The 26712-nt window shown below is 60.1% G+C and carries 36 protein-coding genes and 1 pseudogene; 13 read left to right on the top strand and 24 right to left on the bottom strand.

Features of this window, described 5'->3' with window-relative positions; all coding sequences use genetic code 11:
* Positions 1-7: 7 nt before the first annotated feature.
* The 14 genes and pseudogenes from ACJRW5_RS13320 to ACJRW5_RS13255 form a co-directional block, all read right to left on the bottom strand.
* The gene (locus tag ACJRW5_RS13320; protein WP_484570986.1) at positions 8-1000 is read right to left on the bottom strand and encodes a phage integrase; all 993 of its coding nucleotides are present in this window, start codon (positions 998-1000) and stop codon (positions 8-10) included.
* A complete protein-coding gene (locus tag ACJRW5_RS13315) occupies positions 1000-2277 on the bottom strand; it encodes a hypothetical protein (RefSeq protein WP_484570985.1) in 1278 nt (425 codons plus the stop codon). Before ACJRW5_RS13315 ends, ACJRW5_RS13320 begins: the two co-directional genes overlap by 1 nt.
* Positions 2278-2439: 162 nt before the next feature.
* Positions 2440-3624, bottom strand: a complete 1185-nt coding sequence (locus ACJRW5_RS13310) for a zonular occludens toxin domain-containing protein (protein WP_484570984.1) — start codon at positions 3622-3624, stop codon at positions 2440-2442.
* Entirely contained in the window at positions 3624-3941 is a 318-nt protein-coding gene (locus tag ACJRW5_RS13305) for a DUF2523 domain-containing protein (protein WP_484570983.1), read from the bottom strand. The genes ACJRW5_RS13310 and ACJRW5_RS13305 overlap by 1 nt, the downstream gene beginning before the upstream one ends.
* Position 3942: 1 nt before the next feature.
* Positions 3943-4926, bottom strand: coding sequence for a virulence factor TspB C-terminal domain-related protein (locus ACJRW5_RS13300; protein ID WP_484570982.1), 984 nt, complete (start codon positions 4924-4926; stop codon positions 3943-3945).
* Between the two features lie 559 nt (positions 4927-5485).
* Positions 5486-5692: a major capsid protein gene (locus ACJRW5_RS13295; protein WP_484570981.1), complete on the bottom strand. Its 207-nt coding sequence runs from the start codon at positions 5690-5692 to the stop codon at positions 5486-5488.
* A gap of 11 nt (positions 5693-5703) precedes the next feature.
* On the bottom strand, positions 5704-5907 hold the full coding sequence (locus ACJRW5_RS13290) for a hypothetical protein (RefSeq protein WP_037046859.1): 204 nt from the start codon (positions 5905-5907) through the stop codon (positions 5704-5706).
* An 11-nt stretch (positions 5908-5918) separates the two neighbouring features.
* A complete protein-coding gene (locus tag ACJRW5_RS13285; protein ID WP_484570980.1) occupies positions 5919-6098 on the bottom strand; it encodes a hypothetical protein in 180 nt (59 codons plus the stop codon).
* A gap of 15 nt (positions 6099-6113) precedes the next feature.
* Positions 6114-6497, bottom strand: a complete 384-nt coding sequence (locus tag ACJRW5_RS13280) for a hypothetical protein (RefSeq protein ID WP_484570979.1) — start codon at positions 6495-6497, stop codon at positions 6114-6116.
* 248 nt (positions 6498-6745) lie between these two features.
* Complete coding sequence (locus ACJRW5_RS13275) at positions 6746-7066, bottom strand: hypothetical protein (protein ID WP_484570978.1); 321 nt, start codon at positions 7064-7066, stop codon at positions 6746-6748.
* A gap of 4 nt (positions 7067-7070) precedes the next feature.
* Positions 7071-7382, bottom strand: coding sequence for a lysogeny maintenance protein PflM (gene pflM / locus ACJRW5_RS13270; protein WP_484571151.1), 312 nt, complete (start codon positions 7380-7382; stop codon positions 7071-7073).
* A 34-nt stretch (positions 7383-7416) separates the two neighbouring features.
* Positions 7417-7539: pseudogene (locus ACJRW5_RS13265) on the bottom strand (Arc family DNA-binding protein); the annotation flags it as partial.
* Positions 7536-7685 carry a hypothetical protein gene (locus ACJRW5_RS13260; RefSeq protein WP_484570977.1) on the bottom strand — a complete coding sequence of 50 codons (150 nt, stop codon included), beginning with the start codon at positions 7683-7685 and terminating at the stop codon, positions 7536-7538. The pseudogene ACJRW5_RS13265 and the gene ACJRW5_RS13260, both read right to left, overlap by 4 nt.
* Complete coding sequence (locus tag ACJRW5_RS13255; protein WP_013715705.1) at positions 7682-7897, bottom strand: hypothetical protein; 216 nt, start codon at positions 7895-7897, stop codon at positions 7682-7684. Before ACJRW5_RS13255 ends, ACJRW5_RS13260 begins: the two co-directional genes overlap by 4 nt.
* A 488-nt stretch (positions 7898-8385) precedes the next feature.
* On the opposite strand from ACJRW5_RS13255, the gene ACJRW5_RS13250 reads away from it, so the two are divergent.
* Genes ACJRW5_RS13250 through ACJRW5_RS13240 form a run of 3 tightly spaced genes read left to right on the top strand, consistent with a single transcriptional unit; the run spans position 8386 to position 10580 of the window.
* Complete coding sequence (locus ACJRW5_RS13250; RefSeq protein ID WP_484570976.1) at positions 8386-9141, top strand: hypothetical protein; 756 nt, start codon at positions 8386-8388, stop codon at positions 9139-9141.
* A 38-nt stretch (positions 9142-9179) separates the two neighbouring features.
* Positions 9180-9950 (top strand): hypothetical protein, encoded by a 771-nt coding sequence (locus ACJRW5_RS13245; RefSeq protein ID WP_484570975.1) that lies wholly within the window; start codon positions 9180-9182, stop codon positions 9948-9950.
* Positions 9951-9983: 33 nt separating this feature from the next.
* Complete coding sequence (locus ACJRW5_RS13240) at positions 9984-10580, top strand: hypothetical protein (RefSeq protein WP_484570974.1); 597 nt, start codon at positions 9984-9986, stop codon at positions 10578-10580.
* A 115-nt stretch (positions 10581-10695) separates the two neighbouring features.
* On the opposite strand, the gene ACJRW5_RS13235 is transcribed toward ACJRW5_RS13240, so the two are convergent.
* Complete coding sequence (locus ACJRW5_RS13235) at positions 10696-11013, bottom strand: type II toxin-antitoxin system RelE/ParE family toxin (RefSeq protein WP_484570973.1); 318 nt, start codon at positions 11011-11013, stop codon at positions 10696-10698.
* Complete coding sequence (locus tag ACJRW5_RS13230; RefSeq protein WP_152488766.1) at positions 11010-11246, bottom strand: type II toxin-antitoxin system ParD family antitoxin; 237 nt, start codon at positions 11244-11246, stop codon at positions 11010-11012. Before ACJRW5_RS13230 ends, ACJRW5_RS13235 begins: the two co-directional genes overlap by 4 nt.
* A gap of 87 nt (positions 11247-11333) precedes the next feature.
* On the opposite strand from ACJRW5_RS13230, the gene ACJRW5_RS13225 reads away from it, so the two are divergent.
* From ACJRW5_RS13225 to efp, 4 genes are all read left to right on the top strand, one after another.
* Positions 11334-11537 (top strand): type II toxin-antitoxin system MqsA family antitoxin, encoded by a 204-nt coding sequence (locus ACJRW5_RS13225; protein WP_484570972.1) that lies wholly within the window; start codon positions 11334-11336, stop codon positions 11535-11537.
* Between the two features lie 415 nt (positions 11538-11952).
* Complete coding sequence (locus ACJRW5_RS13220; RefSeq protein WP_484570971.1) at positions 11953-12159, top strand: hypothetical protein; 207 nt, start codon at positions 11953-11955, stop codon at positions 12157-12159.
* 104 nt (positions 12160-12263) lie between these two features.
* Entirely contained in the window at positions 12264-13391 is a 1128-nt protein-coding gene (gene earP, locus ACJRW5_RS13215) for an elongation factor P maturation arginine rhamnosyltransferase EarP (RefSeq protein WP_484570970.1), read from the top strand.
* A 43-nt stretch (positions 13392-13434) separates the two neighbouring features.
* Positions 13435-14007 carry an elongation factor P gene (gene efp / locus ACJRW5_RS13210; protein WP_197855771.1) on the top strand — a complete coding sequence of 191 codons (573 nt, stop codon included), beginning with the start codon at positions 13435-13437 and terminating at the stop codon, positions 14005-14007.
* A gap of 63 nt (positions 14008-14070) precedes the next feature.
* Here the strand turns inward: efp and ACJRW5_RS13205 are convergent, their stop codons facing one another.
* Positions 14071-15033: a LysR family transcriptional regulator gene (locus ACJRW5_RS13205; protein WP_484570969.1), complete on the bottom strand. Its 963-nt coding sequence runs from the start codon at positions 15031-15033 to the stop codon at positions 14071-14073.
* A 102-nt stretch (positions 15034-15135) separates the two neighbouring features.
* On the opposite strand from ACJRW5_RS13205, the gene ACJRW5_RS13200 reads away from it, so the two are divergent.
* Complete coding sequence (locus tag ACJRW5_RS13200) at positions 15136-15900, top strand: sulfite exporter TauE/SafE family protein (protein ID WP_484570968.1); 765 nt, start codon at positions 15136-15138, stop codon at positions 15898-15900.
* Here ACJRW5_RS13200 and ACJRW5_RS13195 read toward each other — a convergent pair.
* Positions 15895-16749 carry a LysR family transcriptional regulator gene (locus ACJRW5_RS13195; RefSeq protein ID WP_484570967.1) on the bottom strand — a complete coding sequence of 285 codons (855 nt, stop codon included), beginning with the start codon at positions 16747-16749 and terminating at the stop codon, positions 15895-15897. The two genes, ACJRW5_RS13200 and ACJRW5_RS13195, sit on opposite strands and share 6 nt — an antisense overlap.
* A gap of 97 nt (positions 16750-16846) precedes the next feature.
* Between ACJRW5_RS13195 and ACJRW5_RS13190 the strand changes: the two genes are divergently transcribed.
* Genes ACJRW5_RS13190 through ACJRW5_RS13175 form a run of 4 tightly spaced genes read left to right on the top strand, consistent with a single transcriptional unit; the run spans position 16847 to position 19708 of the window.
* Positions 16847-17071: a DUF1127 domain-containing protein gene (locus tag ACJRW5_RS13190; RefSeq protein ID WP_484570966.1), complete on the top strand. Its 225-nt coding sequence runs from the start codon at positions 16847-16849 to the stop codon at positions 17069-17071.
* Between the two features lie 22 nt (positions 17072-17093).
* Complete coding sequence (locus tag ACJRW5_RS13185; protein WP_484570965.1) at positions 17094-18038, top strand: DMT family transporter; 945 nt, start codon at positions 17094-17096, stop codon at positions 18036-18038.
* Between the two features lie 15 nt (positions 18039-18053).
* Positions 18054-18500 carry a DUF3291 domain-containing protein gene (locus tag ACJRW5_RS13180; RefSeq protein WP_484570964.1) on the top strand — a complete coding sequence of 149 codons (447 nt, stop codon included), beginning with the start codon at positions 18054-18056 and terminating at the stop codon, positions 18498-18500.
* Positions 18501-18514: 14 nt separating this feature from the next.
* A complete protein-coding gene (locus ACJRW5_RS13175) occupies positions 18515-19708 on the top strand; it encodes a winged helix-turn-helix domain-containing protein (protein WP_484570963.1) in 1194 nt (397 codons plus the stop codon).
* Here ACJRW5_RS13175 and ACJRW5_RS13170 read toward each other — a convergent pair.
* The 6 genes from ACJRW5_RS13170 to ACJRW5_RS13145 form a co-directional block, all read right to left on the bottom strand.
* Entirely contained in the window at positions 19705-20088 is a 384-nt protein-coding gene (locus ACJRW5_RS13170) for a lysozyme inhibitor LprI family protein (RefSeq protein WP_484570962.1), read from the bottom strand. The two genes, ACJRW5_RS13175 and ACJRW5_RS13170, sit on opposite strands and share 4 nt — an antisense overlap.
* A gap of 51 nt (positions 20089-20139) precedes the next feature.
* Positions 20140-20895, bottom strand: coding sequence for a metalloprotease LoiP (gene loiP, locus ACJRW5_RS13165; protein WP_484570961.1), 756 nt, complete (start codon positions 20893-20895; stop codon positions 20140-20142).
* Between the two features lie 171 nt (positions 20896-21066).
* On the bottom strand, positions 21067-22413 hold the full coding sequence (locus ACJRW5_RS13160; RefSeq protein ID WP_484570960.1) for a class II 3-deoxy-7-phosphoheptulonate synthase: 1347 nt from the start codon (positions 22411-22413) through the stop codon (positions 21067-21069).
* Positions 22414-22666: 253 nt separating this feature from the next.
* Positions 22667-23452, bottom strand: coding sequence for an SDR family NAD(P)-dependent oxidoreductase (locus ACJRW5_RS13155; protein WP_484570959.1), 786 nt, complete (start codon positions 23450-23452; stop codon positions 22667-22669).
* Complete coding sequence (locus tag ACJRW5_RS13150; RefSeq protein WP_484570958.1) at positions 23452-24390, bottom strand: bile acid:sodium symporter family protein; 939 nt, start codon at positions 24388-24390, stop codon at positions 23452-23454. The genes ACJRW5_RS13155 and ACJRW5_RS13150 overlap by 1 nt, the downstream gene beginning before the upstream one ends.
* The gene (locus tag ACJRW5_RS13145; RefSeq protein WP_484570957.1) at positions 24387-25706 is read right to left on the bottom strand and encodes a flavin-containing monooxygenase; all 1320 of its coding nucleotides are present in this window, start codon (positions 25704-25706) and stop codon (positions 24387-24389) included. The genes ACJRW5_RS13150 and ACJRW5_RS13145 overlap by 4 nt, the downstream gene beginning before the upstream one ends.
* A gap of 136 nt (positions 25707-25842) precedes the next feature.
* On the opposite strand from ACJRW5_RS13145, the gene ACJRW5_RS13140 reads away from it, so the two are divergent.
* The gene (locus ACJRW5_RS13140) at positions 25843-26622 is read left to right on the top strand and encodes a spermidine synthase (protein WP_484570956.1); all 780 of its coding nucleotides are present in this window, start codon (positions 25843-25845) and stop codon (positions 26620-26622) included.
* Positions 26623-26712 lie beyond the last annotated feature (90 nt).

The raw sequence follows: 26712 nt of genomic DNA, 5'->3' as shown, positions 1-26712 counted from the left end.
CGACATGTTAACGCCCCTCGTCGGTTAGTGGGTTAAGTCGTAATGCGTCCTGCAGGTGATCTGGCGACAGGTGCGCATAGCGCATGGTCATTGCCAGTGACGTATGCCCCAGGATTTTCTGCAGCGTCAGGATGTTCCCGCCCCGCATGACGAAGTGACTGGCGAAGGTGTGCCGCAGTACGTGCGTGGCCTGGCCGGCCGGGAGCTTGATCGAGGTCTTCTCCAGTACGCGGCTAAAGGTCAGCATGCAGTTGGTGAACAGACCGTGGCGCTTGAAGTAGATCTGCAGGGACTTTTCCAGGGCCTTATCAATCGGAATCGACCGGGTTCGCTTCGACTTTGTGTTGGCAAAGGTCACCATGCCGTTTCGCACTCGCTCAGGTGTCAGCGCCTGGGCTTCTCCCCAGCGGGCACCCGTACTCAGGCAGACGCGAGCGATCAAGCCGATACCCGGACTGGTGGTGCGATCATCCAGGGCCTCGAGCAGTTCGGCTATCTGGCAGGTCGATAGAAACGAAATCGGGCGTTCCTGCAGGCGTAACGGACGGACCTTGGCCAACGGGTTCGGGTAATCGATATCGCCCAGGCGGTGCAGTTCGTTGAACAGTGCTTTCAGGTAGCCAAGTCGGTTGTTCAGCGTCTTACCTTGAATGCCAGCCTTGAGCAGTGCGTTTCGGGTTTCGCAGAAAGCATTGCCGGTTAGCTTGACCGCGATGGGGTCGCCCAGGTCTTTAGCCAGGTTCTGCAGGGTGCGGAGTATTGCGGCACCGTCAGCCAGGGCATGGCCGTGCAGTTCGTGATACCGGGTGCAGAGTTCGGAGAGGCGGCGACGGTCCTTCGGCTTGGGCGTCCAGGCTGGCGAGTCGATGCAATTGGCCCTGCAGGTCGCTTCGAAGCGCAGGGCTTCTCCTTTGGTCTTGAAGGTCTTGCGGAAACGCCGGCCCTTGATGGGTTCAACATCGACTTTCCAGCGACCGTCAGCCAGTTGCTCGATAGCCATCAGACGGCCCGACCCCAGCGAATATGCCGTTCTTCAAGAATGGCCTTGATGTGCTTGTACAGCCCGTCTTCATCCATGCCCTTGGCGGCATAGTGATCGCGGATTACCGGCCAGCATTCCCAATCCTTGAGCCGGTAGAAAGCCTTTCTAGCGCCCACTCGCTCCCGTGCCAGCAGGCTGACGAAGTTTCCCAGGAATAGCTCGACATTCTTCCCCGAGAAGCCCCGAGACGTTTTGTACTGGCGCTTGTATTCGGTTTCATCGACGAGGGAATCGACCGGCAGATCGACGCGGACGTCTTCGCGGATCAGGGTCCAGATGGGTTCGAAGTAGCCAGGGCGAGCCAGCAGCTTGAACTGGCGCAGGCCATAGCGCCAGAGGCCGTCCAGGTGCGGGGCGAAGGCTGCATAGCTATCGGTCTGGATGATCTGGCTGGTCTGCAGGTCGAACGAGCCGGAGGCGAATTGCTGGATGACGGAGTGGTGATAACGCAGCTCGACACGCCACACGTCTTGTTCCGGGTTGTAGTTGTCCGGGTCGGCTTCGTCGAAGCTGTCGCGACGTTTCCAGATGCCTTCCCAATAGTCGAGCTTGTCAATGGAGCGGGCCTGTTCGGTCTTGTTGTAGATACCCAGCTGGACACCACCAGCCGAGCCGAACAGGTAGGACTGGCCTTTGCCGTAGGTGGCTGACTCCAGCGTCCACTGGATTTCCTTGATGCCGGAAATATCGCGGGCAGCGCGTGCGCGGCAGTGCATACGGGCGACCAGATCAGCAGGCGGTTGCCAGCCTTGCAGATCTAGTGCGAGGTGAACGGCGCACTGGTTGCGCTCGACGTTGGTCAGCACGTGGCTGGCGTAGTAATCCAGGCGTTCCTGCAGGCGCTCGGGGCAAAACTGGTCGATGGCATGGGGCGACACTTCGATTTTCAGGTGTGGGCCGATGTTCTCGATTTTGGCGTTGAAGTTCTTCACCAGCAGGATGAACCCGAGGTCAGCATTCTGGAGCTTGTACTGGTAACCGGAGTCTTTGCTGACGCGACCCGAGTGCCAGCGCTGGCCAGCGAAATCGACGATGGTCCCTGGCTTGTCGAACAGGCACATGATCTCCGGACGGATCAGGCCACGATACAACTGGCGGACGGTATCGACGCTGCAGGCCAGGATTCGGACGTTAGACAGGTCGGTTATACGGGCTGACTGATGGTCAAAGAACAGGCGTCCGGTTGGCGTTTCCTTGAACTCACGGTTCACACGGAGTTGGTCTTTAACTGCCATTTTCTAATGCTCCAAATAGTGCCGAATTGACACGTTTAACCTTGGTTTATCTGACGTGCTACAGGGACGTCAGCGCCCGCGCGGCGGCGCACACGCGCGCTCGTGCCTCGCACGCAACCACGCCGCCGCGCATGGCGTTGCGTTGGCTTTGGCGTGCATGACTCACCACAGGAATCGCTCCCTGTCGTACGGCACGACCGTTACCCGCGATCCTGCTGCGGGCTGCTGGGGCGAACCGGGGTTGCTGAACTCTGCGGGCGGTTGGCCCTGGACGATCTGGCCATCCAGTTGCTGCTGGGGCATTCGGTCAGGCTTGGCCGGATCGAAGGCACCTTCTTCGACGTAGGCCATGCAGGCCTCAAAGGACACGACAGCGCGGGTGCCTTGCTGGGTGTTGCAGCGGCAGCCGTAGACCTTGCCGTCCCGATAGCCAATCACCAGCCGCTTATGGTTGCGTCCGACCATGTCCGGATCGGACGAGTACACGCAGGACAGCTTCGGGTAGGTGATGGGCCGGGTGATTTCGTCGTAGATGGGCGCCGAGCTGGGCACATCAGGAATCCGAGGCACACGCAGTGCAACGTACTCTTCCTGGGTGAGTGCCTGCGCTTGCCCCTGGGTTGTCGGCTGGGGTAGGAGGTCACCCATTGGCTCTGCTGTTGCGCGCGCCGGGCTGACGGGTTCGACCTCAAGCCGGTCCGGATTAATTCGCCGCTCATAGATGCCGTAGCCGAAGTAACCGATGCCGATGATGCAGGCGATGAAGACGAACAGCGCCCGAGGCGGTTTGAACTTCATGTGATGTTCAGAGCCTTCGGCAACGGACTGGTAAACACCGAAGTACTTCTTATCGAGCAAGATCCGAGTGGCTTGGCCATCGGTGAAGTCGTTTTTCTTCTCCACCTCCATGTTCACGCGCTCAAATTCCCAGCGCTTGATGACCTTGCCTTTGTGGCCGCGTACGTAGTGGATGTGGGAGTTGCAGAGCTTGCGGAAGTGGGTGTCGATCAGGCCGGGGTTTTGCGTGATGCAGTGCAGTTCGTGGCCCCGGTGGCGCATGGTTTCCAGGGCGCTGGCGTAGGCCGGGACGGCAGAGCCAGCAGGGCGCACCCGAAAGAAGGTCTGCGCTTCGTCGATGACGATCATGGCGTTCTGCGGCAGCTTGAACCATTCCTCAGGCTTGTCGAACTCGGTCCACACCGCTTCCAGGGCTTCGGCATTGGGATCGAAACCGCGGATGTTGTGGTAGTAGACCGGGCGACCTTCTTTCGCCGCTTTGATGTCCACTTCCTTGATGGTGTTTAAGGTCTTGCCGTTGCCCTGCAGGCCGGTGCGCAGGATGAACATCAGCCACCCGCCTTGTTGAGCAGGGCGAGGCCGGTGATGGTGCCGGTAACGCGGTCCATGCCGGCCAACAGCAGGCGGGCGATGATGGCGGCGATAACGATGTTGATCGCTACATCCACCTTGGCCATGCCGAGGATGGCGGCGACCGGTGCGGGGATGCCGTTGAACAGGCCCTTGATGTAGCCGTCTACGGTGTCGATCAGCTGGCCGATGCCCACATAGCTGACATAGGCAAAGCCGAGGGAAGCCAACGCCCGGAAGACCAGCCCGGAGACGATGGAGCCGAGGAAGGTGGCAAGCAGTGGTAGTAGTGGCATATCAAGACCCCTTGATTCCGCGTCCGATGGAGACGGCAAAGAAGATCGAAGCCAGGGCGACAATCAGCGGGCCGATGGCTTCGGCGAAACGGCAGGCGGGTTCCCAGCTAAACGAGTAGCTGCGCCCCATGATGGAAACGGTTTGTGGTGATGGGCAGGACTGCGGCAGCCAGCGGCCTTGGTTCACGGCTTCGGTGAACAGGCCGCTGACGGCGATGGACTCTTCCTTGATCTGGTAGTCCTCACCGGCCAGTTCGGACTCGATGTCGCTGCGAACCTGATCGTTGTAGACCCACTGGCACAGTTGCTCTTTCTGTTTGCGCAGGATGGCGCACTGGATAACGTCGCCTTCGCACTTCAGCTCGGTGTCGCAGGCTTCACCCTCGACGTTGGGCTTGATGCATTGGTTCGGGTCGGTCTTTGGGTCGCACTCGGGTTCATCGTCACCCTTGCACTGGTTAGGGTCTGTTTTCGGGTCGCAGTCGCCACCGCCTTCGTTGCCCTTGCATTGGTTCGGGTCGGTCGCGGGATCGCATTCGCCGTCACCTTCGCCATTGCCGTCGCCATCTCCTTCGCCGTCACCGTCTCCATCCCCGTCGCCGTCATCCCCGTCGCCATCGCCGTCGTCACCATCCTCACCGTCACCGTCGCCATCATCAGGCGGGCAGACTGCGCCGGTGCTGGGGTCGCATTCTTCGGGTTCATCAGGCACGCAGGTTGTGCCGGACCACGAATGACCAGGGCCGCAATCTGGCGGCGGGTCGGTCGGGTCAGTTGGGTCGGTGGGATCGGTCGGCGGGGTGCCGCCGGTGGGGTTGTCGCCGGGCTCGCATTCAGCGCCGGTGAAGGTGCCTACGCCCCAGCAAACGCCAGTGGTAGCGCCTTCGGAGACAGGTGCACATTGCGAGGTGCCAAGGGCGATACGGCAACCGGCTTCACAGCCATGTTCGATAGGGCCGAGACCGTTGAGATCAGGGCGGAGCATGGACCAAGTGGTGTTCTGGCCAGCCTTGGCTTCACAGGCACCGGGCTCTGGATCAGGATCGGGCGGGATACATGTAGGCTGGGTTGGATCAGTAGTATTTAACGTATGGTCAGAGGGGCAGGTGTCGCCATAACGATTAATGCTACCTGCTGAAAACTCACCTGTGCCTGAGGGGCTGTGATAGCAGATGTAATGCGTGTCTGAAACTATGGATACCCGGGCATAGTTTGTAGGAGAGCCCTGAGGCCCCCGATTGGTCACCCAGTCTTGACAGGCTGCTACGGGGCTAGAGCCGCGACCAGTCGTGCCGTAGGAGCTTATTTGCCAGTAGTAGTCTTGAGCACTGGCACTCACAGAAAGGCTGAGCAAAACCAGGGTTATGGCGAAGTGTAGGGCCGCAATGATGTTGTGGCGCATCTCAAACCCGCCCAAAGAACAGAGCCCAGAACGCCATGACGATGATGATGGTGGTCAGCATGTTGGCATCCAGGGGCATGGTGGAATCCTGATGTGAAAAAGCCCGATAACCAGTTACCGGGCTTTTTGGTGGGGGCCGGCCTTACAGCGCGCGGCGGATGAATTTGAAGGCGGCGATCGCGATGATGACGCCCAGGACGATGCCCGCGACCTCGACACCATCGACTTGCGCATCGGTCAGAGCAGTGGTCACGCCGGACGGAAGTTCGGCGTGGGCTTGCTGCATGGCCAGCAGGCCAACAGCGGCGGAAGCACCGAGCGAGCGGCGCAGGGTTTTCAGGTGTTGCATAGGTGTGTCTCCTACAGGTTGAGTGCCTTTTTCAGCACGAGAGCGCCGAAGACGATGGCGAACAGCACCAGGGCTTGTTCGCGGATCTGTGCATGGTCTTCAGCGGTTAGCCCGGATGGGCTTATCTCACCGAGCGAGACGGTCGAGAGGGTGCCGTTGCAAACCGGGGTTTGCCCCGCGCTTTCCCACACGCCATCGCACACGATGAAATCCATGGCGCCCCCTGTTACTCGGCCAAGCTGGGGTCGCGGGCGACCTCAGCCAGATCGAGGCAGTCAGGGCACAGGGTCTGGTGGGGCGCCTGGGTCAGATCGGGCAGCAGGTCGGGCTGTGAGGACGGCTGGTTGTAGAGCTGGCCCATGGGCTGCCCGCAGCAATCACACGTCACGCGATCAACGATCAGCACGGCGGCGCCCTCCCGTTAGGCCTTGGCCGCGTCCGGCTGGGTGCCGGTCGGCTTGGGCTGTTGTTGGGTGGCTTGCGGGGCAGCGGGTTTGCTGGCTTGGCCTTTCGGGTTCACCGCCTCGATATGCACAGCCAGGTTGTTACCTTTCTGCTTGCCAGCTCGCGCCACTTCGAAAGTGATGCGGACCGTTTCGAGCGGGGCAAATTGGGCACCAGAGGCGAACACCTCATCTGCAACGTCGGCAGGCACATCCATGCTCACAATGGACAGGCCGTTTTCGGTGATGCCGTCTGGCTCATCGCCGTAAAACACCTTGACGATTTTTACGTCGGTGCCGTTTTGGTTGAACGCCAGTTTCTGAGTTCCGAGAAATGCAACTTCCATAGTCGAACGTGCCATTTGTGTTTCCTCGCTTAGTTGCGCGTTATTGCGCGGTTTTGCCTTTCAGCAGGCCGAGCGATCCCGCACGGGCAAACTTTCGTTTTTGCCCGAGGGTGGTTCTCGACTTGCCGGGGTTTCAGTTGCCGCTTGTGCAGCCTGTTAGTTCGTTAACACCAAGGGCTTTGCCCTTGTAATCCCACTCTTGCCGCCGAGGGCTCGGGAGCGCGGGGCGGTGGAGCTGCCCCACACTCACGAGCGGAGGCTATTTAAGGTGGTGGGCGTTCAAGGGTGCGCTCCGCCCGTGCCTCCGTTTGGCCGAACGGTGGAGCGTGTTCGGACAAGCCGGGGGCGCGGCCCTTGACCTGTTCAGCATCGGCGGCGTTGGCCGGATCGCTGGGGGCGGGGCGTTTGGCTAAAGCCTCTACGCGGTCTAGGTACTTGCAGTAGAGAATGATCAGGGGCAGGCAAAGCACAGCCACGATGCCCACAGCGGAGGCGGCAAGAACGAAGAGGTACATGACCTGTAGCAGCAGGATTACCAGTCCCTCTAGAACGGCCTCTAGCGAGTTGATCCATTCAGTGATCATGCACTCACCCCACCAGTTCGAACGGTTCGCGCAGCGGCACGAAGGGTGTTGGCTTGCCGGTGTCGAGCACAACGCTCCAGTATTTCGGCGGTCGGCTCGACGGCTTGTGTTTCTCGCAGGTATAGGCCGGCGTAACGTGGGTCCGACCATTTACCACGGACCATTGCGCGGGGTGGCAGTCGGTGCATGGTGTGGATCGGCAGGTATCCAAGTTCGACGATGTTGGGAGCGTCGCCCAGTTTCGATTGACGTAGCACACAGAGCAGTCGCAGTTCGCGGGGTGCGGCTGGCGTAGGTACTGGCTGAGACTCTTCATTGGCCGACACCTCGGGCTTTGCCTGGGCGAAGCTGGCTTGCAGGCGGGTGACGATTTCAGCGTTCAGGGAGCGGTTCGCCTGTTTGGCGGTTTGCTCAACCTGGGCGCGGAGTTCGGGCGGCATGCGCAGCTTGAATTGCGGGTCAGTGCGGCTCATTGGTTCACCCCCGTGAACAGCACCACGCGGGTTTTGCCGAGCTTCACGCTCTCGACGGCGCCGGTTCTGATCCAGTGCGCGACCTGTTCGACGGGAACACCCACCAGGGCGGCGAAGGCGGCTTGCGTATAGAAAGGAGGATTCATGCCGTCCACTCCTGTTCCAGCAGCCAGGTGCGGAGCAGGGCGCTGTTGACCATGCGGCGCTTGCCTAGCTTTACGGTGGGGAGAACGCCTTTCATTGCCCAGGCACGCGCGGTGCCGTAGGTCAGGCCGTTACGGTCGGCCCAGGACTCGACGGTTTCCACGTCCTGTTGCGGGCCTATCAGCTTCGAAGGTTCCAGCTCTTCCAGTTCCATGCTCGTTCCGTCACTATTCGTGTCATTAGGACAAAATGTCCTTTTGATGAATTATTTATCAGTGCGGGACCATGATGGCCTCTGATGAATTATTTATCAATAAATTATTCATCAACCATAAGAGCTTTTTGGAATGATCGAGGAAAGGCTTAGAACCCTTGTGAGGCACATTGGGGCCACCAAGCTAGCTGAGGCCACTACGATCAAGGAGCGCCAACGGTGGCAGACCGTGGCGACCAATCGGAAGGTGAAGACCCGGATCGAGGATCTAGAGGAGCTGCTGAAAGTATTCCCTCAATACGAGCTGTGGCTGTGGAGGGGTGAGGTAGACCCTGCAAAAGGCCAGGTATCGCCTGGATACGAAGAGGCCGATTCAAACTTGCACGATCAAGGCGCGGGATAGCGATTACAGAAGAAGTAGCTAGGCGCTGGTATACCCGAAAGTAAGTATAAGATTGATCGAAACATATAGGATAAGAATACTCAATATGGATTTGAGACGATTCGTTTCCGAGAACTATATACTGGCTGGTGCTCCAGTTTTAGGGTGGTTTGCCGCTCTTGGGTATGAAAGAGGATATGCTGACTTTTACTCATATTCAATGGACTTTGTTAGCATAGATTTTAAGTCGATCATGCTAAGTCTGATGGTTGTTGTTATGTATGCGAGCTTGGCCTTGTACATTGTGCATATTATCAGGGGGGCTACTGACTCAAATAATGCGTTTGTTAAGTCGTTAGGATACGTTGGGATGTTTTCTCTGGCTCCATTGCTGGTTGCTTTCTGTGTAGCATTTAAAAGAAGCCAGATGTACCTTCTTGCCTTTGGTTTTTTAGTCGCACTATGCTTTATTTACATGGCGCCATTGTTTTTTGGGGAAGGGAAGTATTTGGATCGGCTTAGAGGGGTTTTAGCTGGTCTGGAGTCGCCTTTAACTATCAGGGATAGTCTTCGGGATGTGTCTGGTATATCTAGAGTTTTGGTCTGCATAACTTTTGGCTTGATGTTTTATAGTTTCTGTTACGGTGCGGGAAGCTTTCATGCTAAAAATAAAAGAGAGTTCTATATGCATGAGTTGAACGGGGCTCAATATGTAGTGCTGGCTGCGTACGGAGACACGCTTGTTTCGGCTAGACTGAGTGACGATGAAATTGCAGAAGATATCCTTGTGCGAAAGGTTGTTTCAGAAGATGGCGTATTTTATAAAAAAATAAAACTTGAACCAGGGGGAGGGAAAGAATAGGTAATGGAGGTGATTTAATTATTTGGCAAGGAGGCAACATGAAATCAGACTGGGACGACGCACCAGACTATCTACGCAGCAAGAAAAAGCCCGGCCCATGGCGAATGGTGGCCATCTTGGGCGTGGGGTCCGTGATTACCTGGGGCGTGATCGCGATGTTTGCCAAGCCAATTGTGATCAATGTGGATCAGCTCAAGCAGGCGATCCACGTAGACGGCAAACCCCTGTTCAGCCAGCAACCGGCGCCACAGCCCTACAGCGAGTCGGAAGAGAACCTAAGGCTGCCATCCATTTCCCTTGATCCACCCGCGCAACGGGTTGCACACCAGTCTGCCAATCAGCCTCAGCCATACGCCTTGATGGAGTGGACAGAAGAAGAAAAGGCCAGGGCGGTTGCCAGTGCGCAGAATGTCTTCAATGACAACAACTACACACCCAAGCAGCCAGCCAGCACCTACACACCGCCCGCAACCCATCGCATAGCCCAGGCACCCCAGCAAACACAGCAGCGCCAATCCAAGCAGGTAAGCCGCGAGCATACTTCCAAGTGGATCAAGAGCTGGAACGGCGGCACGAACTACCTGGCGGAATGGCTATCGGTGAACAACTACATCGACGGCAGTAGCGTATGCGCCAACCATCGGCGCGGATCAATCGACTACCGCGAATGCCGCAAGGCGGCCAAGCAGCACTTTCATGAAGAGTGCAAAACCTGGCGTGCCCGCTACGACAGTGACCGCAAGACAAGCAGTGATCGCATGAAAACACGCTATTGCTCTGCGGCGAGCAGCTTTAATCCTATGGGCTAACTTAAGAATTAATCAAAATGAGTGAGGTTGTAAGTGGTTAAGACTTTTAAAGTTCTATTGAGCTTGTTTGGTGCGCTGCTTGTTGGGGCTTTGGGTAGCGGGCTGTGGGAGAGGGTTCTTTCCCCGGCGCTTAGCCGGTTTGCGGAGTGGATGACTGGATTTATATCAGGTTTTTCACAGTCTTATTCGGATTCGGTTTATGCATCGGCAGCAAATTTACATGGTGGAAATTCAGTCACTGATGCTTATGTCTTTATGTTGGTGCTATTCTCCCTTGGTGTTTTTTTATATGGAATGCATATCCGCGTTGGAATCATGCATTCGCCTGATAGTCCTGAGGGTAAGGACATGAATGGTTTTGTAAGTTGGGCGTGCTTGCTAATGGCTGGCGGTTTTTTTTCTATCTCGATGATTCAAGGTGCAAAGTTAAGTGCCATTAAAGATGTAAGAAAATACTCTGTTGATACCATGGAGATAGTGCGGCCATATGTTGGTGAGAACGGTTATTACATGCTAAGGTCAAAATTTTTAAGAGTTAGAAGTGAAAAGGACTTCAAAGATTTTGTCATTTATTTGCAGGAGACATCTGACAAGGCAGGGATGATAGTCCATGATTTTAAGGGTTTTTAATCTTTAAGCTCGAAATTAAGCTTTCTATTGTTGCGTGACAGCTATGCTGCCGTCTTAAGCAATGTTGACGTGGTGGTGCATTATCCCTCTGCGACGATCTGTGTCCTTCTCCTCATTATGTGGTGAGCCAGCTCGGAATGTCTCTCATCTCATGCAGTACGCGCCAAACATCAATATGAGTGTCTTGCTCGACGTAAAAGACTAGGTAGGGATAGCGCTGGAGTGGCCAGGAGCGTAGGCCGGGCAGATCCAGCTCATGGGCGTAGCGAGCAGAGCCGGAAGCAGGGTGGCGGCTGATTTGCTTGTAGGCTCGCTCCAGGGCATCAACGAAGCCTAGTGCGGCTTTCTCGGCTTGTTCTTCGAGGTAGTAGGCAATGGCGTTGTCTACGTCTCGGTTGGCTAGCTCTCGCGGGATGACGGGCTTTTGCTTCATCCTTGGGCGTTCCGTACGCGAGCACGGAGCGATTCGAAGTAGTCAGCATCGGCCGGGGCGGTGGGAGCAGATGCAGCACCGGCAAGTAGCAGGCCACGAAGGTGTTGGCGGTCTTGATCCTTACGAATCAATTCGCGGACGTATTCGCTGCTGGTGCCGTAACCGCGCTGGTTCACTTGTTCATCAACGAAGCTTTTGAGAGCGTCCGGCAGGGAGATGTTCATGGTGCTCATTGGGCGTGCCTCTTGCCAAATTTTGCCAAAGTCTACACCCGTTGGCTTGGTTCATGGAATGATGGCCGCTAACGTGCGGAGGTGCCTATGAAGTGTCCTGTTTGTAATGGCGCGGATCTGCTGCGGGAAAGGCGAGAAATGCCCTATACGTACCGGGAGCAGGCAACGGTTATCACCGAAGTTGACGCCGACTGGTGCAACGCTTGTGGAGAGGCACTGATTGGTCCCGAGCAGAGCGACAGGGTGATGGCTGCAATGCAACGCTTTCGGCAGCAGGTCGATGCAGGTTAGGCCGCTCGGGTGTCGAAAAAGTGTCGAAATCATAGAGCTGAATAGCGACGAATCGAGCCGGCGAGGGGAGCGCAAAGCCCGTATTGAGCGGGTTTGACACGGACTGACACGCTACTGAAACGGGTTCGAATCTCTTCTTCACCGCCACTTCCATAAACAAGAAACCCCGAGAGCCTCTCGGCTTTCGGGGTTTCTTGTTTATGGTCTAAAAACTCCTGGCCAGAGTGGCGCCTGCGCGCCCCAATTGCAGCGAAGGAAGCCTGTCGTCTTCCATTAGTGGTGGGGCTTCGCTGCGCGTCCATGCCGGCCGTCATTGGCAAAAACCATGGTTACTATCGAGAGCACTGATTTCCGCTTGGCGGTGCATCGGCCTAATGTTTGCTCCAACACAGACAGAGTTGAGTTGGAGGTCATCATGCCCCGTATCGATGTGGTTTCCCTGGTAGGTAGTGCCGTGCCGGCAGAGCTCCGATCCGATGGTCTTATGGCGTGCTGGCTGCTGATGGTTGATGGTCAGCCCAAGGCCGGCCCTTTTGCATCGCGCGATGCCGCGCTGGCGTGCAAGGCCGTCTGGATGCTCAGCAACATTACTCATCGCGAAGGCGACTCCTTACTGGCCTGACTCCGTTTTACCTGCGCTCGCTCCGGCGCTCCCCTTAGCCCGCCTTTGGCGGGCTTTTTCTTGTTCGGCAGGTAGAATGGCGAACATTTTGTGAGGGGCGCAGCGTGGCCAAGTGGGACATCTTCTGCAGCGTGGTGGACAACTACGGTGATATCGGCGTGACGTGGCGGCTGGCGCGGCAGTTGGTTGCCGAGCACGGGCATGCAGTGCGTTTGTGGGTCGATGTATTGCCGGCTTTCGTGCGCCTGTGTCCCGAGGCTAGCTCCTGTGCCGAGCAGCAGTATCAGGCTGGCGTCGAGGTGCGTCAGTGGTCGGAGCCTTTCCCTCTTGTAGAGCCAGCGGATGTAGTGGTTGAGGCGTTCGCCTGTCAATTGCCATCCAGCTATATAGCGGCCATGGGTGCTGCGAAGCGACTCTGGTTGAACCTGGAATATCTCAGTGCTGAAGACTGGGTCGCGGGTTGTCACGCTTTAGCCTCTCTGCAGCCTGGTGGCTTGCAGAAGTTCTTCTTTTTCCCTGGGTTCGTGGATGGCACGGGTGGGCTATTGCGCGAGGCTGATCTCTTGGCGCGTAGAAATGCTTTTCAGGCCGACCCCTTGGCTCAGCGGTTGTTTCTCAAGGCTCTATGGGTAACGCGCGAGCCTGAGGCGCGAATGATTTCTCTGTTCGCTTATGAAAATGCCGGCCTGGCCAGCTGGCTCGATGCACTGGTTGCCGACTCGCGAACCACTCAGTTGCTGGTGCCGCAGGGCAAGATCCTGGGTGACCTGCAGCGTTGGCTCGGAGACGCGGAGTTGCTACCCGGAGATCATTGTCGGCGAGGCAGTCTGCACATTCATATATTGCCGTTCATCGCTCAGGACGATTACGACCGCCTGCTCTGGACGTGCGATTTGAATGCGGTGCGCGGTGAGGACTCGTTCGTTCGTGCGCAGTGGGCCGGCCGGCCGCTGCTCTGGCATATCTACCCACAGGAAGAAAATGCTCACCTGGAAAAACTCGAGGCATTTCTGGCGCTACACAGCGTTGGGCTGAGCGTGCAGGCAGCCAATGCGCAAGCCGAGTTCTGGCGGGCCTGGAATGCCGGGCAAAACGTGAAAGGCGCCTGGGCAGGGCTGCTTGATTGTTGGCCGGAGCTTCAGGCGCATGCCGACCGTTGGTGCGATCTACAGGCCGCCAGAGCCGATCTCGCCACGGCGCTGGAACACTTTCACCGAAATTGGCTATCATAGGCGGCTTAGAATTCTGTACCTCCCGCATATTTCGGAAATTCGCATGAAAACTGCACAGGAAATGAGAGTCAACAGCGTGGCCCTGATCGACGGCCAGCCGTGGCTGATCCAGAAGGCCGAGTTCACCAAGTCCGGCCGTAACAGCGCCATCGTCAAGATGAAGCTGAAGAACCTGCTCAACGGTTCCAAGACCGAGACCGTCTACAAAGCCGACGACAAGATGGAGCCGGTGATTCTCGAGCGCAAGGAAGTGAACCTGTCCTACATCAGTGGTGAGGACTATGTGTTCATGGATCCAGAGTACAACTCCTACGAACTGCGTGCCGAAGATCTGGAAAGCGTTCTGCCGTTCATCGAAGAAGGCATGGCCGACGTCTGCGAAGCCGTGTTCTTCGAAGGCAAAGTGATCTCCGTTGACCTGCCGACCACTATCGTGCGTCAGGTTGTCTACACCGAGAACGCTGCCCGTGGCGACACCTCCGGCAAGGTGATGAAGCCTGCCAAGCTGCGTAACGGTACCGAGATCAAGGTTGCCGAGTTCGTCGATATCGACGACTGGATCGAGATCGACACCCGTGACGGCTCCTACAAGGGCCGCACCCAAGCCCCGGCTTAATCCCGGCGCTGCGAAAAACCCGGCCAATGCGCCGGGTTTTTTGTGCCTGCGGCGCTTGCCGTTCTACTGCTGAGGGGTTGCCAGGCTCGCCTGCAGTGCAAGATCCCAGGGCGGCGGAAAGCCGAAACGCTGTTTGAGAAAACTCAGCAACAGGCGGGTGCGCGGGCTGGCTTCGCGCTCAAGGCGAAGGGCATAGATGCTGACCGGTTCTATTGCCGGCAAGCCGTTCTCGCAGAACAGCGGAATCAGCTCGCCGCGTTGCAGGTGCTCGCTGCTCATCCAGGTTGGCAGGTGCGCGACACCGAGGCCGGCGAGCGCGCTGAACAGAAGGGTCTCGGCGTTATTACTGGTCTGACGCAGGCGTTTGGGCTTGCATAGCTGTAATTTGCCGTCGACTTCGAAGCGCCAGGCGTAGGGTGGAGCCAGGCTGTCCCAGTCGAGGCCGTCATGCTGTTCCAGCTCCAGCGGGCTACGTGGGATGCCACGGCGACGCAGGTAGTCCGGGCTGGCACAGACAACGCGTGTCATCGATGCCAGCGGTGTGGCAACCAGGCGGCTGTCGGGCAGCGGACCGATGCGCACGACGATATCCACCTCGCCCAGGTGTTCGCCGTGCAAGTCGATGAAGCTGTCGATCAGACGCAGCTGCACGTCCAGGCCTGGATTGGCGCGCAGAAAGTCGGCGATCGCCGGTGCCAGGTGACGGCGGCCGAAGGGCGTCGGCGCATCGATGCGTATCAATCCTTCTGGGGCGCTGCTCAGCGATACCGCTTCAGCGCGAGCCAAGTGCAGCTCGGCGAGAATCCGCCTGGCGCGTTCGGCGAAAGCCAGGCCGGCTGGCGTGATGCGTACCGCATGAGTGCTGCGGCTGAACAGGCTGCTGCCCAGTGCACGTTCCAGTGCATCGATGCGTCGAGCGACTGCCGAAGGCGTCAATGGGTGACGCCTGGCGGCGGCGGAAAAACTGCCGGTTTCCAGTACGTCTAGAAAGAGTTCCAGTTGATCGGTCAATGCATCGGGGTTCATGGCGAACTTTGCCTGTGCGTATTTAGCAAAGCCATTTTGCAGTCTTGTGCGTTTCCATACTAGCTACACCTCTCTAACATGCGGCCCTGGCGTGGAGGTGTCATGAGTCTGATCGATATTCTGTTGAATCTTGTACTGGGTGCTGCCTTGGGCACCGTTGGCGGGTTGTTTGGTATTGGTGGTGGCCTGATCGCCATTCCAGTGCTGGGTGTGCTGTTCGGATTGGATCAGCAACTGGCTCAGGGCACGGCTCTGGTCATGGTTGTGCCGAATGTGATGCTGGCGATCTGGCGCTACAACCAGCGTAATCGCATCGACTTGCGCCACGCCTTGCTGCTTGGCGGCACCAGCCTGGTATGCGCCTGGCTGGCCTCTCTGTACGCCGTGGAGTTGGACTCGCGCACCATGCGCTGGGCCTTTATCGGCTTCCTGCTCGCGCTGGCTGCCTACAACCTGCTGCGTATGATGATGGCGCAAACACCGAGCAGCGCAGAGCTGCGCCATCCATGGGGCTGGTTCGGTGTGCTCGGTGGCGTTTCCGGGGCCATGGGCGGTTTGTTTGGTGTAGGCGGCGCGGTGGTTGCCACACCTGTGTTGACCAGCGTCTTCGGCACGACTCAGGTTGTGGCGCAGGGGCTTTCCTTGTCGTTGGCACTGCCCAGCACGGGGGTTACGCTGCTGACATACGCCTTGCACCAGCATGTCAATTGGTGGATGGGCGTCCCTCTGGCGGTTGGCGGGTTGCTCAGCATCAGCTGGGGTGTGCGTCTGGCCCATTCATTGCCGGAGCGCCTGCTTCGTAGTCTGTTCTGCGTGTTCCTGCTGATCTGTGCGCTGATGCTGGGGCTGGAGGCCGGCGGGCTATAGGCGAAAGCCCTCGACGATATGGTCAGCCAGGCACTCGGTAACGGGCGACTGGCTGCTTTCGTTGCGCAGCAGCACGATGCTGGTCAGCGGCAGCAGCGGCAGGCCCTCGGCTTCACCGAGGATGCGCAGGTCCGGGGTGATCAGGCTCTGCAGTTGCGCCGTGACCGCCAGCCCCGCGCGTACCACCGCGAAGATCGCGGACAGGCTGGGGCTGGTGTAGGCGATGCGATAGGGCCTGCTCATGGCATCGAGCGCATTGCAGGCCCATTCCCGGCAAAAACAATCGGCATTGAACATCGCCAGCGGCATGGGATTCTGCTCGTGCGGGTTGAAACCCTGCGCGACCGCCCAGGCGAAGCGCTCCTGGCGCAGTAGCTGGCCGATCTCCTTGCCGGGTTGGCGGGTGACGATGGTCAGGTCGAGATCCTGGCGCAGCAGCAGCTGCCCCGAGGGTTCGCAGTGCACCTCCACTTGTACCAGCGGGTAGGCCTGGGCGAAGCGCGAGAGAATCTCCGGCAGAAAGCGCATCACGTAATCATCCGGTGTGCCGATGCGCACGGCACCGACCATATGTGGCTCACGCAGTGTGTTGAGCACTTCACCGTGCAGCTTGAGAATGCGCCGCGCATAACCGAGAAGGACCTGTCCCTCGGGGGTCAGGCGAACCTGACGGCCATCGCGCTCGAACAGCGGGCGTTGCACCACATCTTCTTCGAGTCTTTTCATCTGCATGCTCACCGCCGACTGGGTGCGGTTGACCGTCTCGGCGGCGCGGGTGAAGCCGCCTGTGTCGGCAATGGCAACGAAGCTTCGTAACAGCTCGGTATCGATACTGGGGTGATAGGCCATTCATCAATCTCTGAGATGGGTAGCATAAGAAACATTCGTTGGATTGATCATAAGCTTGGCCTGAGACTGACGCCAACCCCACAGGGAGGGCGAAAAGATGAAAGGTCAAAAAGGTTACGTATGGGTTCATTCCATCCACTTCGAGCGCGTGCCCGCATGGGCGAGTTTGTGGCGTATGCTGCGGCGCTGGCACCAGCTGGCGCGTGAGCGCAGGCAACTGGCGCGGCTCGATGGCGCGGCATTGAAGGATCTGGGTTTGTCCCGAGCCGATGCCCTGCAAGAGGCCGAACGGCCGTTCTGGGATGATCCGTTGAGAAAGTGAGTGGAATGACTGGAGTCGCTGAATGACCGTGGTGCGTAAGAATGCGGACTTTTTCCTGTTTCAACTGATGCTGCTGTTGTGCGCTATTTGGGGTAGTCAGCAAGTGGCGATCAAACTGGCTGCCGGTGACATTGCACCGATGTTGCAGGTGGCCTTGCGCTCAGGCATTGCTGCGGCACTGGTCGGGGCGCTGTTGCTATGGCAGGGCGGTTGGCGGCCGTGGCTCGGTTGCACCTGGGTGGCCGGGTTGCTGGCTGGTGTGCTGTTTGCGCTGGAGTTCTTCTTCATTGCGCTGGGGCTGCGCTACACCTCGGCGTCGCACATGGCGGTATTTCTCTATACGGCGCCGATTTTCTCGGCCTTGGGGCTGCACCTGCTATTACCCAGCGAGCGCCTGCGTCGCTTGCAGTGGTTGGGTATCGCGCTGTGTTTTGGCGGCGTGGTGATGGCTTTTGGCGTGGGCGGCAACTGGAGCGAGATAGACGCCGGCATTCTGCTTGGCGATGCGCTCGGGCTCTGTGCAGGCATAGCCTGGGGTGCCACTACCGTGGTCGTGCGCGGTTCGCGCCTGTCCGAAGCCCCGGCAGGGCTCACCCTGAGCTATCAGTTGACGGTGGCATTCGTCCTGTTGCTTGGCTATGCCCTGGCGATGGTCGACCTCGATCAGGTGCGCTGGACGCCACTGGCCATTGGTAGCGTTCTGCTGCAAGGCGTGCTGGTGTCGTTCTTCACCTATCTGGCCTGGTTCTGGTTGTTGCGCCGTTATCTGGCCTCGAACATGGCGGTGTTCTCGTTCATGACGCCATTGTTTGGTGTGACTTTCGGTGTGCTGGTTCTGGACGAGCCGCTCACGCTCAACTTCATCATCGGTGCGGCTCTGGTGCTGGCAGGTATCACGCTGGTCAGCAGCGAACGCTGGCTGAAACGACGATTTGCCGGTCTGCGCGGCCAGTCTCAAACGCTTTGACCCTGGAGGCAGCTCGTGTCCGTTCATCATTTGGCTCAGCTCAACATCGCGCTGATGAAGGCCCCTCTGGAGTCGCCGCAGATGGTCGATTTCGTCGCCAATCTGGAGCGTATCAACGCTCTGGCCGAGGCCGCGCCGGGTTTTGTCTGGCGGCTGCAGGACGAGGCGGGGGACGCCACGGCGATCAGGCCTTTCGGGGCTGACGTCTTGGTCAATATGTCGCTCTGGCAGGACGTCCAGTCGCTCAGCGACTACGTGTACAAATCTGCGCATACCGAGATGCTCAAGCGCCGACGGGAATGGTTCGAGCGCGTCGAGCAGGCGCACCAGGTGCTGTGGTGGATACCGGCAGGGCATCGCCCTGATGTGGCTGAGGCGGCCGAGCGTCTTGCGCATCTGCGCGAGCACGGCGCGACGACGCATGCGTTCACCTTCCGCCATGCGTTCGCGTCGCCAGCCTGATAGGCTGGCGCATCATGACCCTCTCACTTTCTCTTGCCGAAGCGCGTCGTTTGGCCCTGTCTGCTCAGGGCTTCGGTCGCACGCCACGTGGCGCCATCGCTCACCGGCAACTGCAGGCGCAGATCGAGCGTCTGGGTGTGCTACAGATCGACTCGGTCAATGCGGTTGTGCGCTCGCACTATCTGCCGGCATTTTCCCGTCTTGGCCACTACCAGGCCGAGCACCTTGACGAGCTGGCCTGGGGGCGGGCACGGCGTCGGCGGCTGTTCGAGTACTGGGGGCACGAAGCGTCACTGCTGCCACTGGAGCTCTACCCGCTGCTGCGCTGGCGCATGCGCCGTGCCGCGGACGGCCAGGGTATCTACGCTCAGCTGGCTAAGTTCGGGGCAGAGCGGCGCGATGTCATCGATGCGGTGCTGCAGGCGGTGCGCGAACGAGGTGCATTGGGTGCCGGCAGTCTCAGCACGCGTAGCGAGAAGGCTGGCCCCTGGTGGGACTGGAGTGCGGAGAAGACAGCGCTGGAGTGGCTGTTCGCGGCTGGTGAGGTGACAGTGGCTGGGCGTCGCGGCTTCGAGCGTCTGTACGATCTGCCGGAGCGCGTCATTCCCCGCGAGCTGCTCGATCACGCGCAGCTGGATGAGGAGGAAGCGCAGCGTCGCTTGCTGTTGCGCTCCGCTGACGCCCTTGGCGTGGCCAGCGAAAAGGACCTGCGCGACTACTACCGGTTGGAAGCGGGCGACAGCAAGCGTCGAGTCGCCGAATTGGTGGAGGCAGGAGAGTTGCTGCCAGTGGCGGTGCAGGGCTGGCAGCAGCCCGGCTATTGCCGCGGCGAGCCACGTATTCCGCGACGTGTGCGACACAGTGCTCTGTTGTCACCCTTTGACTCGCTGATCTGGGCGCGCGAGCGGACCGAGCGATTGTTCGGTTTCCGCTATCGCCTGGAGATCTACACGCCTCAGGCCAAGCGGGTGTACGGCTATTACGTGCTGCCGTTTCTGCATAATGAGCGCCTGCTGGCGCGGGTGGATCTGCGTAGCGAGCGTGCAGCGGGGCGTCTGGCCGTACATGCCGTGCACCTTGAGGAGGTGGTGCTGAGCGAGGAGGCGCGACAAGCGCTGAGCGATGCGCTGCGTGGGCTAGCACAGTGGCTGGGCCTTGCCGAAGTATGGCTGGCGCCAGGCGTCAAACAGCAGGGGCTGCTTGGCTAGCCAGCGTGCTCCAGCAGGAACAGCAGTTCGCTGACGCGCTGGATGTTCAGTGCCATGAGGCAGGTGTAGTACATCGGCGAGCCGACGTGTTTGCCTTGCAGGTCGCACTGACCGTCGCGGTAGATCAGCCAGGCCTTCTGTGCTGCTTCCAGCTGTTCGGCACTCTGCGGGTCATTGGTCTGCAGCTTGAGGAACAGCTGCTGATAGACACGATTCATGTCGCGTTTTACCGCTGCCGATACACCTTCGGCGCAGCCGGCGACGATGGAGTTGTTGATCGTGCCGTTGGCATTCAGGCAATCCTGATACTGCGCGTCGTAATCGGCCCAGGCAGTGAGCGGCAGTAACGCAATAATCAGGCATCTGCTCAACATCGACATGGCGTGGACTCCATAAGGCTGGGGCTGCGCGATGCAGCCCCAGGGTTCTACTTACTTGCCAGCCAGACGGTTACGCATGTTGTTGGCGCGCTCGGTGGAGCCCGGGTGCGAGGAGAACATGCTGCTGTCGCCGCCACCCAGCTTGGCCAGTTTCTCGAAAGCAGTGACCAGGCCTTCGCGCGGGATGTTGCGCTCGGTCAGGAGGTCGAAGGAGAAGTTATCGGCCGCAGTTTCCTGGCTTTGCGAGAACTGTGCGTTGACCAGTTGTTCGCCCAGTGCGCCAATCTCGGAAGAGGACAGCGCGGCAAGCGTGCTGTTGCCCGAAGAGGCAGCGGCACTACGCGCGGCGGATGTGGCGTAGGCGGTCTGCATGGCCTTCTTGGTGTGGCCCAGGGCGACATGGCCCATCTCGTGACCCAATACACCTTCGACTTCGTTGTCGTTCATCGCGTCCATCAGGCCGCTGTATACGCGCACGCAGCCGTTGGCCATGGCCCAGGCGTTGACCTCGTCATCGAGGTAGACCTTGTAGTTGACCGGCGTGCCGTTGACCTGGTTGCCGAGGTTGGCGGCGATCTTGTTCAGGCGCTTGCCGTAGGTGGTTTCAGGGCCGGCGATCTTGGCTTCGGCGTCCATTTCCGCGCAGGCCTGGTCAGACATGCCGCGGACCTCCGCATCACTGAGAGTGGCGGCCTGTACGGCCATCAGGCCGGATTGCAACATGGCATCGGTGGACATGTTCTGGCAACCGCTCAGCAGAACGGCACTGGAGAGGGCGAAAGCGGAGAGAGTGGTACGAAGTTGCATGAAGCATCGTCCTTGTTGGTGGTGATGGCCGCGAGTCCTTCCCGGCAGGGCATAGCAGCTTGGCACCCGTCCGGTGCTCGCGTTGGGGTCGGCATTATGCCGCATAACGCACGGAAGATGTGCGAGCCGGTTCGCGCCCTGGCCAGTGGCTAGCAGCCAGGGCGCGTTCGCTCAGCGACGTACCTGCTTGAGGGTTTCCGCGATCATGAACGCCAGCTCCAGCGACTGGTCGGCGTTCATGCGTGGGTCGCAGTGCGTGTGGTAGCGGTCGGAGAGGCCGTCCTCGGTGATCGGTCGCGAGCCGCCGATGCACTCGGTGACGTTCTGCCCGGTCATTTCGATGTGGATTCCGCCTGCGTGGGTGCCTTCAGCCTGGTGCACGGCGAAGAATTGGCGAACCTCGGCAAGAATCTGCGCGAAGTCACGGGTCTTGTAGCCGCTGCTGGCCTTGATGGTGTTGCCATGCATCGGATCGGAGCTCCACAGCACCTGGCGGCCTTCGCTCTGCACCTTGCGAAGCAGGCGCGGGAAGTGAGCTTCGACCTTGTCCGCGCCCATGCGCACGATCAGGTTGAGGCGGCCCGGATCGTTCTCCGGGTTGAGGGTGTCGATCAGGCGAATCAGTTCGTCCGGGTCCATGCTCGGACCGACCTTCACGCCGATGGGGTTCTCGATGCCGCGCATGAACTCGACGTGGGCACCATCGAGCTGGCGGGTGCGATCGCCAATCCACAGCATGTGCGCGGAACAGTCGTACCAGCGGCCGGTGAGGCTGTCCTTGCGTACGAAAGCTTCTTCATAGTTGAGCAGCAGCGCTTCGTGGGCGGTGAAGAAACTGGTTTCGCGCAATTGCGGCGCGCTGTCCATGCCCACGGCGCGCATGAAGGCCAGGGTTTCGTCGATACGGCTGGCGAGTTGGTGGTACTTCTCCGACAGCGCCGAATTGGCGATGAAGTCGAGGTTCCACTGGTGCACCTGGTGCAGGTCGGCAAAGCCGCCCTGGGCGAAGGCGCGCAGCAGGTTGAGGCTGGCCGTGGCCTGGTGGTAGGCCTGCAACAGGCGCTCCGGGTCGGGAATCCGGCTCGCCGCATCGAAACCGATGCCGTTGACGATGTCGCCACGGTAGGCCGGTAGGGTCACACCGTCGATGGTCTCGCTGCCGGCAGAACGCGGTTTGGCGAACTGACCCGCCATGCGTCCGACCTTGACCACCGGGCAGCCGGCAGCGAAGGTCATGACGATGGCCATCTGCAGCAGCACCTTGAAGGTGTCGCGAATCTTCGCCGCAGAGAATTCGGCGAAGCTTTCGGCGCAGTCGCCACCCTGCAGCAGGAAGGCACGCCCCTGGGTTACTTCAGCGAACTGGCGGCGCAGTTCGCGTGCTTCGCCCGCGAAGACCAGCGGCGGGTAACCGGCCAGGGTCTGTTCGACACGGGTGAGGTGGCTGGCGTCAGGGTATTCAGGCTGCTGCTGGATGGGCTTGGCCCTCCAGCTTTCAGGGCTCCAGGCGTGCTGCATGCGGCATCTCTAACGTTGATCAGGCGGAGGCGCATGGTAACCGATAAGCCTTGCTGTCCGTAGGTGTATCGGTGGCGCTGCACTTCACTACGCGGGAATGGTCGCAGATTGTTCACTGGCGGTGTTCGAGGCAGCACACCGCGATGTCGACAGCGTGCGGCCGTAACGCAGTGCCGTGCCCGGGGCGGGCGTGCAGTAGCCAAGCAGCGTCCCGCCGGGTATGCCGTCAAAGATGGAAGTTTTCAGCGAAGCGTCATCGCCCGAGTTCTCCGGCGAAGCGCCGGCTCATCTGTCGGTAGTACAGCGCGGGGGCCACCCGCCAGAGCAGGCTTGCCAGCCAGCTGCCGCGATCGGGGAAGAGGCGTTCGCGGCGCTGCTGCAGGGCAACGAGGATCGTCTTGGCCATCCACTCGGCGCTGCGTACGCTGCCGATGGTCGAGCGCGCATGGCGGGCCGGCTGGCCGTCTGCGCCCAGTGCATTGCGATCGATGGGGGTATCGAGAAAGCTCGGGTAGACCATCAGCAGGCCAATGCCGTCGAGGCCGATCTCGGCGCGCAATACCTCGAAGGCCTGGCTCAGTGCGCTTTTCGCCGCACAGTAGCCCGCGCGCCCCAGCACCGGCATCCAGCCGGCCATGGAACCGATGGCCACGACCTGGCCACGGCTTTCGCGCAGCAGGGGCAGGGCGGCCAGGGTCAGCTCCAGCGGTGCGTGATAATCCACGGCCATGACCTGACGAAACACCGCCAGCGCTGTACGCGCCGTGGGTGAGCGGTGGGTGATGCCGGCATTGTTGATCAGCACATCCAGGCGCCCGAAGCGTTGGCGGCAGATCTCCAGCAAGCGTTCATGCAGCGTCGGGTCGGTGATGTCGCCGGGTACACCGAGAACGCGCTCGGCGCCCAGCGTGTCGACACGGGCGGCGAGGCCCTGACTGTCGATATCGGTCAGCAGCAAGGCGTCGCCCTGAGCATGGCAGGCGCGTGCGAGCTGCCAGCCGAGGCCGCTGGCGGCGCCGGTGATCAGAACCACTCGCATCATTTGTCTCCGAGGTTGACCAATGGCGCCAGCGGCGCCCCAGGCTGGAGGGGACGTCGCGACCACAACCAGGCCAGACCGAGCCCGGATATCAGGTGCCAGCAGCCCCAGAACGCAGCGATTAGCAGCATGCCGCTGGCCTGCGGGAAGAAGGTGAAGATGATCACCAGACCCAATGCCGAGTTCTGGATGCCGACTTCGAGGGTCAGCGCACGCCGGTCGGCGGCAGGCAGGCCGCTCAGTCGCGCGCTCAGGTAGCCGATGCCCAGCGCCAACGCGTTGTGCGCCACCACTAGCCAGAAGAACAGGTGGAAGTGTTGCGTGAACTGCTGCAGATTGCGGCTGAAGGCCAGTGCCACGAACGCCAGCATCACCAGCAGGGCGATCAGCCGCAGCGGTTTTTCCAGCATCAGTGTCAGTTGTGGGAAACGCCGGCCGGCCCACATGCCCGCCAGCAGCGGCACGCCCAGTACCAGCAGTACGAGCAGGAGCAACCCCAGCGGATCGAGGGCGATCTGCGTCAGGAGCGGGCGCGTGTGCGGATTGAGCCAGGCGTAGAAGGCGAAGTTCAGCGGCGTCAGGACACTGGCCGCAACGCTGGACACCGCTGTCATGCTCACCGAAAGCGCGACGTTGCCACGGGCCATCCAGGTCATGATGTTGGAGAAGCTGCCGCCCGGGCAGGCGGCGATCAACGTCATGCCCAAGGCCAACTCCGGCTGGATGGCCAATGCCCAGCAAGCCAGACAGGTCAACGCCGGCAGCAACAGGAACTGCGCCAGCAAGCCGATCATCGGCGCCCTGGGGGCTCGGGCGATGCGCCGAAAGTCCTCGGCGCGCAGGTCGAGCGAGACGCCGAACATCATCAGCGCGACGATCAGGTTGATCAGCACCAGGCTGCCGGGGTTGAAGGCGATAGTGACCTGCTCCATGTTCATACCCCCCGTATTGCGTCTCCAGCCAGCTCTCGACGCAGCGCCGCGCTGTGTTCGGCGATGCGTTTACGATAGCTGTCCTTGTGCACGTAGTAGGCCATGCGCTCCAGTTGCAGGTACTGATAGCCGCCGTCCAGGCGTTGGCAAGCCTGGGCGCGAATGGTCTGACGCAGCGTGAGTGCTGCAGGGCTGCCGGCCTGCAGCTGGCGGATGTACAGCGCGACCAGCTCGGCCTGCTCGTCACGCCCCTGCCAGCCCAGGCCGGAGGCTTCGACCATGCCGAGCATGAACAGGTCGTCGTGTTCGGGGTGAAAGACGTTGAGGTACAGCTGTGGCGCGCCGGCATTCTCCGGCCAGTTCAACTCGCTGCGGGCGATGAAGGGATAGTCCAGCCGGTAGCCGGTGGCCATCAGGATCAGGTCGTACTCCGCCTGCTCGCCGTTGGCGAAGGTCACGCAGTGGCCGCTCACCGTGCGGATGTCACCACGGGGGCGGATATCGCCGTGGCCGATATGGTGCAGCACCAGCGAATTCATCACCGGGTGCGATTCGTACAGGCGGTAATCGGGATCTGGCAGGCCGTATTGCGAGGGTTTGCCCACCAGGGCGCGCACCAGCAGACCGTCGACCGACTGCTTGAGGCGGCGCGGTAGCCTGATCGCACCGCCGAAGGTGTCGGTGGGCTTGCCGAGGATGAATTTGGGCAGGAAGTAGTAGCCGCGGCGTACCGACAGGTCCACCGATGCGGCGCGGTGCACGGCGTCCACGGCGATGTCGCAGGCCGAGTTGCCGCAGCCGACCACCAGCACGCGCTTGCCGGCGAAGATATCGGCACGCTTGTAAGCGCTCGAATGCAGCAGCTCACCCTGGAAGTCACCGGACAGTTGCGCCAGGTTGGGGGTGTGCAGGGTGCCGTTAGCGATCAGCACGCCCTCGAACTGCCATTCGCGCTGTTCGCCGTCACGCTCGCTGGTCAGTCGCCAGCCCTGTGCGAGGCGCTCCAGCTTCACGACGCGCGTGTCGAACTGGTAGTGCTCGTAGAGACGGAAGTGCCCGGCGTAGTCGCGGAAATAGCGGCGCATCTCACTGTGATGCGGATAGGGCGCGACATTGGCGCGCATGGGGAATTCACGGAACTCGGTGGTGCCCTTGGAAGAGATCAGGTGCGCCGAGTGGTACATGGTGCTGTGCGGATTGTCGATGTCCCACAGGCCACCGACGTCGCTGTGCAGCTCGAAACCGACGAAGTCGATACCCTGTTTCTTCAGATGCCGGGCCGTGCACAGGCCCATGGGGCCGGCGCCTATGATGGCGTACATGGCGAACCTCGTTATTGTTATGAGTAGCAGCGCAAGTGGTCGAATTATCGCGTGACCTGGGGCGCCTGCTTCAATGACAATTGGCGCCTTTAGCCCGCCTCTTGTGGTACGGGATGTCACTGTTGGAGAGGGAGCCATGCCGGGATTGCCGCCGAGCGAAGAATTGCAGTTGCAGGACGAGGTGCTGCTGACCGAAGTGCGCGACGCCTTCGGTGTGATTCGCGTGGTGCAGATTGGCGCCTATCGTTTTCTCGAGTTTGGCGACGCGATCGAACAGAGTTGTGTATTCGTTGGCGATCCCAGTTGGCTGGAGTACGACTACACCCGCGCCATGCTGCTCGGCGCGCTGTGCCACGACGCACCGGAGACCGCGTTGTTCCTCGGTCTGGGCGCCGGCAACCTGACTCAGGCCTGCCTCAAGTTCCTGCCGCTGGAAGATGTCGAAGCCATCGAGCTGCGCCCTGATGTGCCGCGCCTGGCCATGGAGTTTCTCGGCCTGGACGACGACCCGCGCCTGACCATTCGCATCGGCGACGCCACCGAGCTGCTTGCCAGTGCGGAAACCGCCGATCTGATCTTCCTCGACCTCTATACCGACCAGGGGCCAGGTGTCGGTCACCTGGCCTGGCGTTTTCTCGAGCAGTGCCAGGCCAAACTCAACCCCGGCGGCTGGCTGATCATCAACCAGTGGGCCAGCAACGATGGCAAACCTCTTGGTGCAGCGCTGTTGCGCGGCCTCTACCATCGGCATTACTGGGAATGCCCGGTGAAGGAGGGCAATGTGGTGCTGCTGATCCCCGCCGATCTTGATCAGCGCCTGAACATGGGCCGCCTGCAGGCGCGAGCGGGTGAGCTGGCGCCGCGCCTGGGCTATTCGCTGCAACCGTTGATCGAGGCGATGCGCCCGGCCACCTGATGCACCGTTAAGCGGTTCGTCGCCTGAAAAACCGCAAAAACCAGCACCCGGGTCAGGAATTTCCGGTATAGTGCGCGCCGGCCAATTTTC

This window comes from Pseudomonas pichavaramensis (assembly GCF_050473265.1).
In the GTDB taxonomy this organism is placed as follows: domain Bacteria; phylum Pseudomonadota; class Gammaproteobacteria; order Pseudomonadales; family Pseudomonadaceae; genus Aquipseudomonas.
Note: the sequence above shows the minus strand (reverse complement) of the source record. Positions and strands in the feature narration are given on the sequence as shown.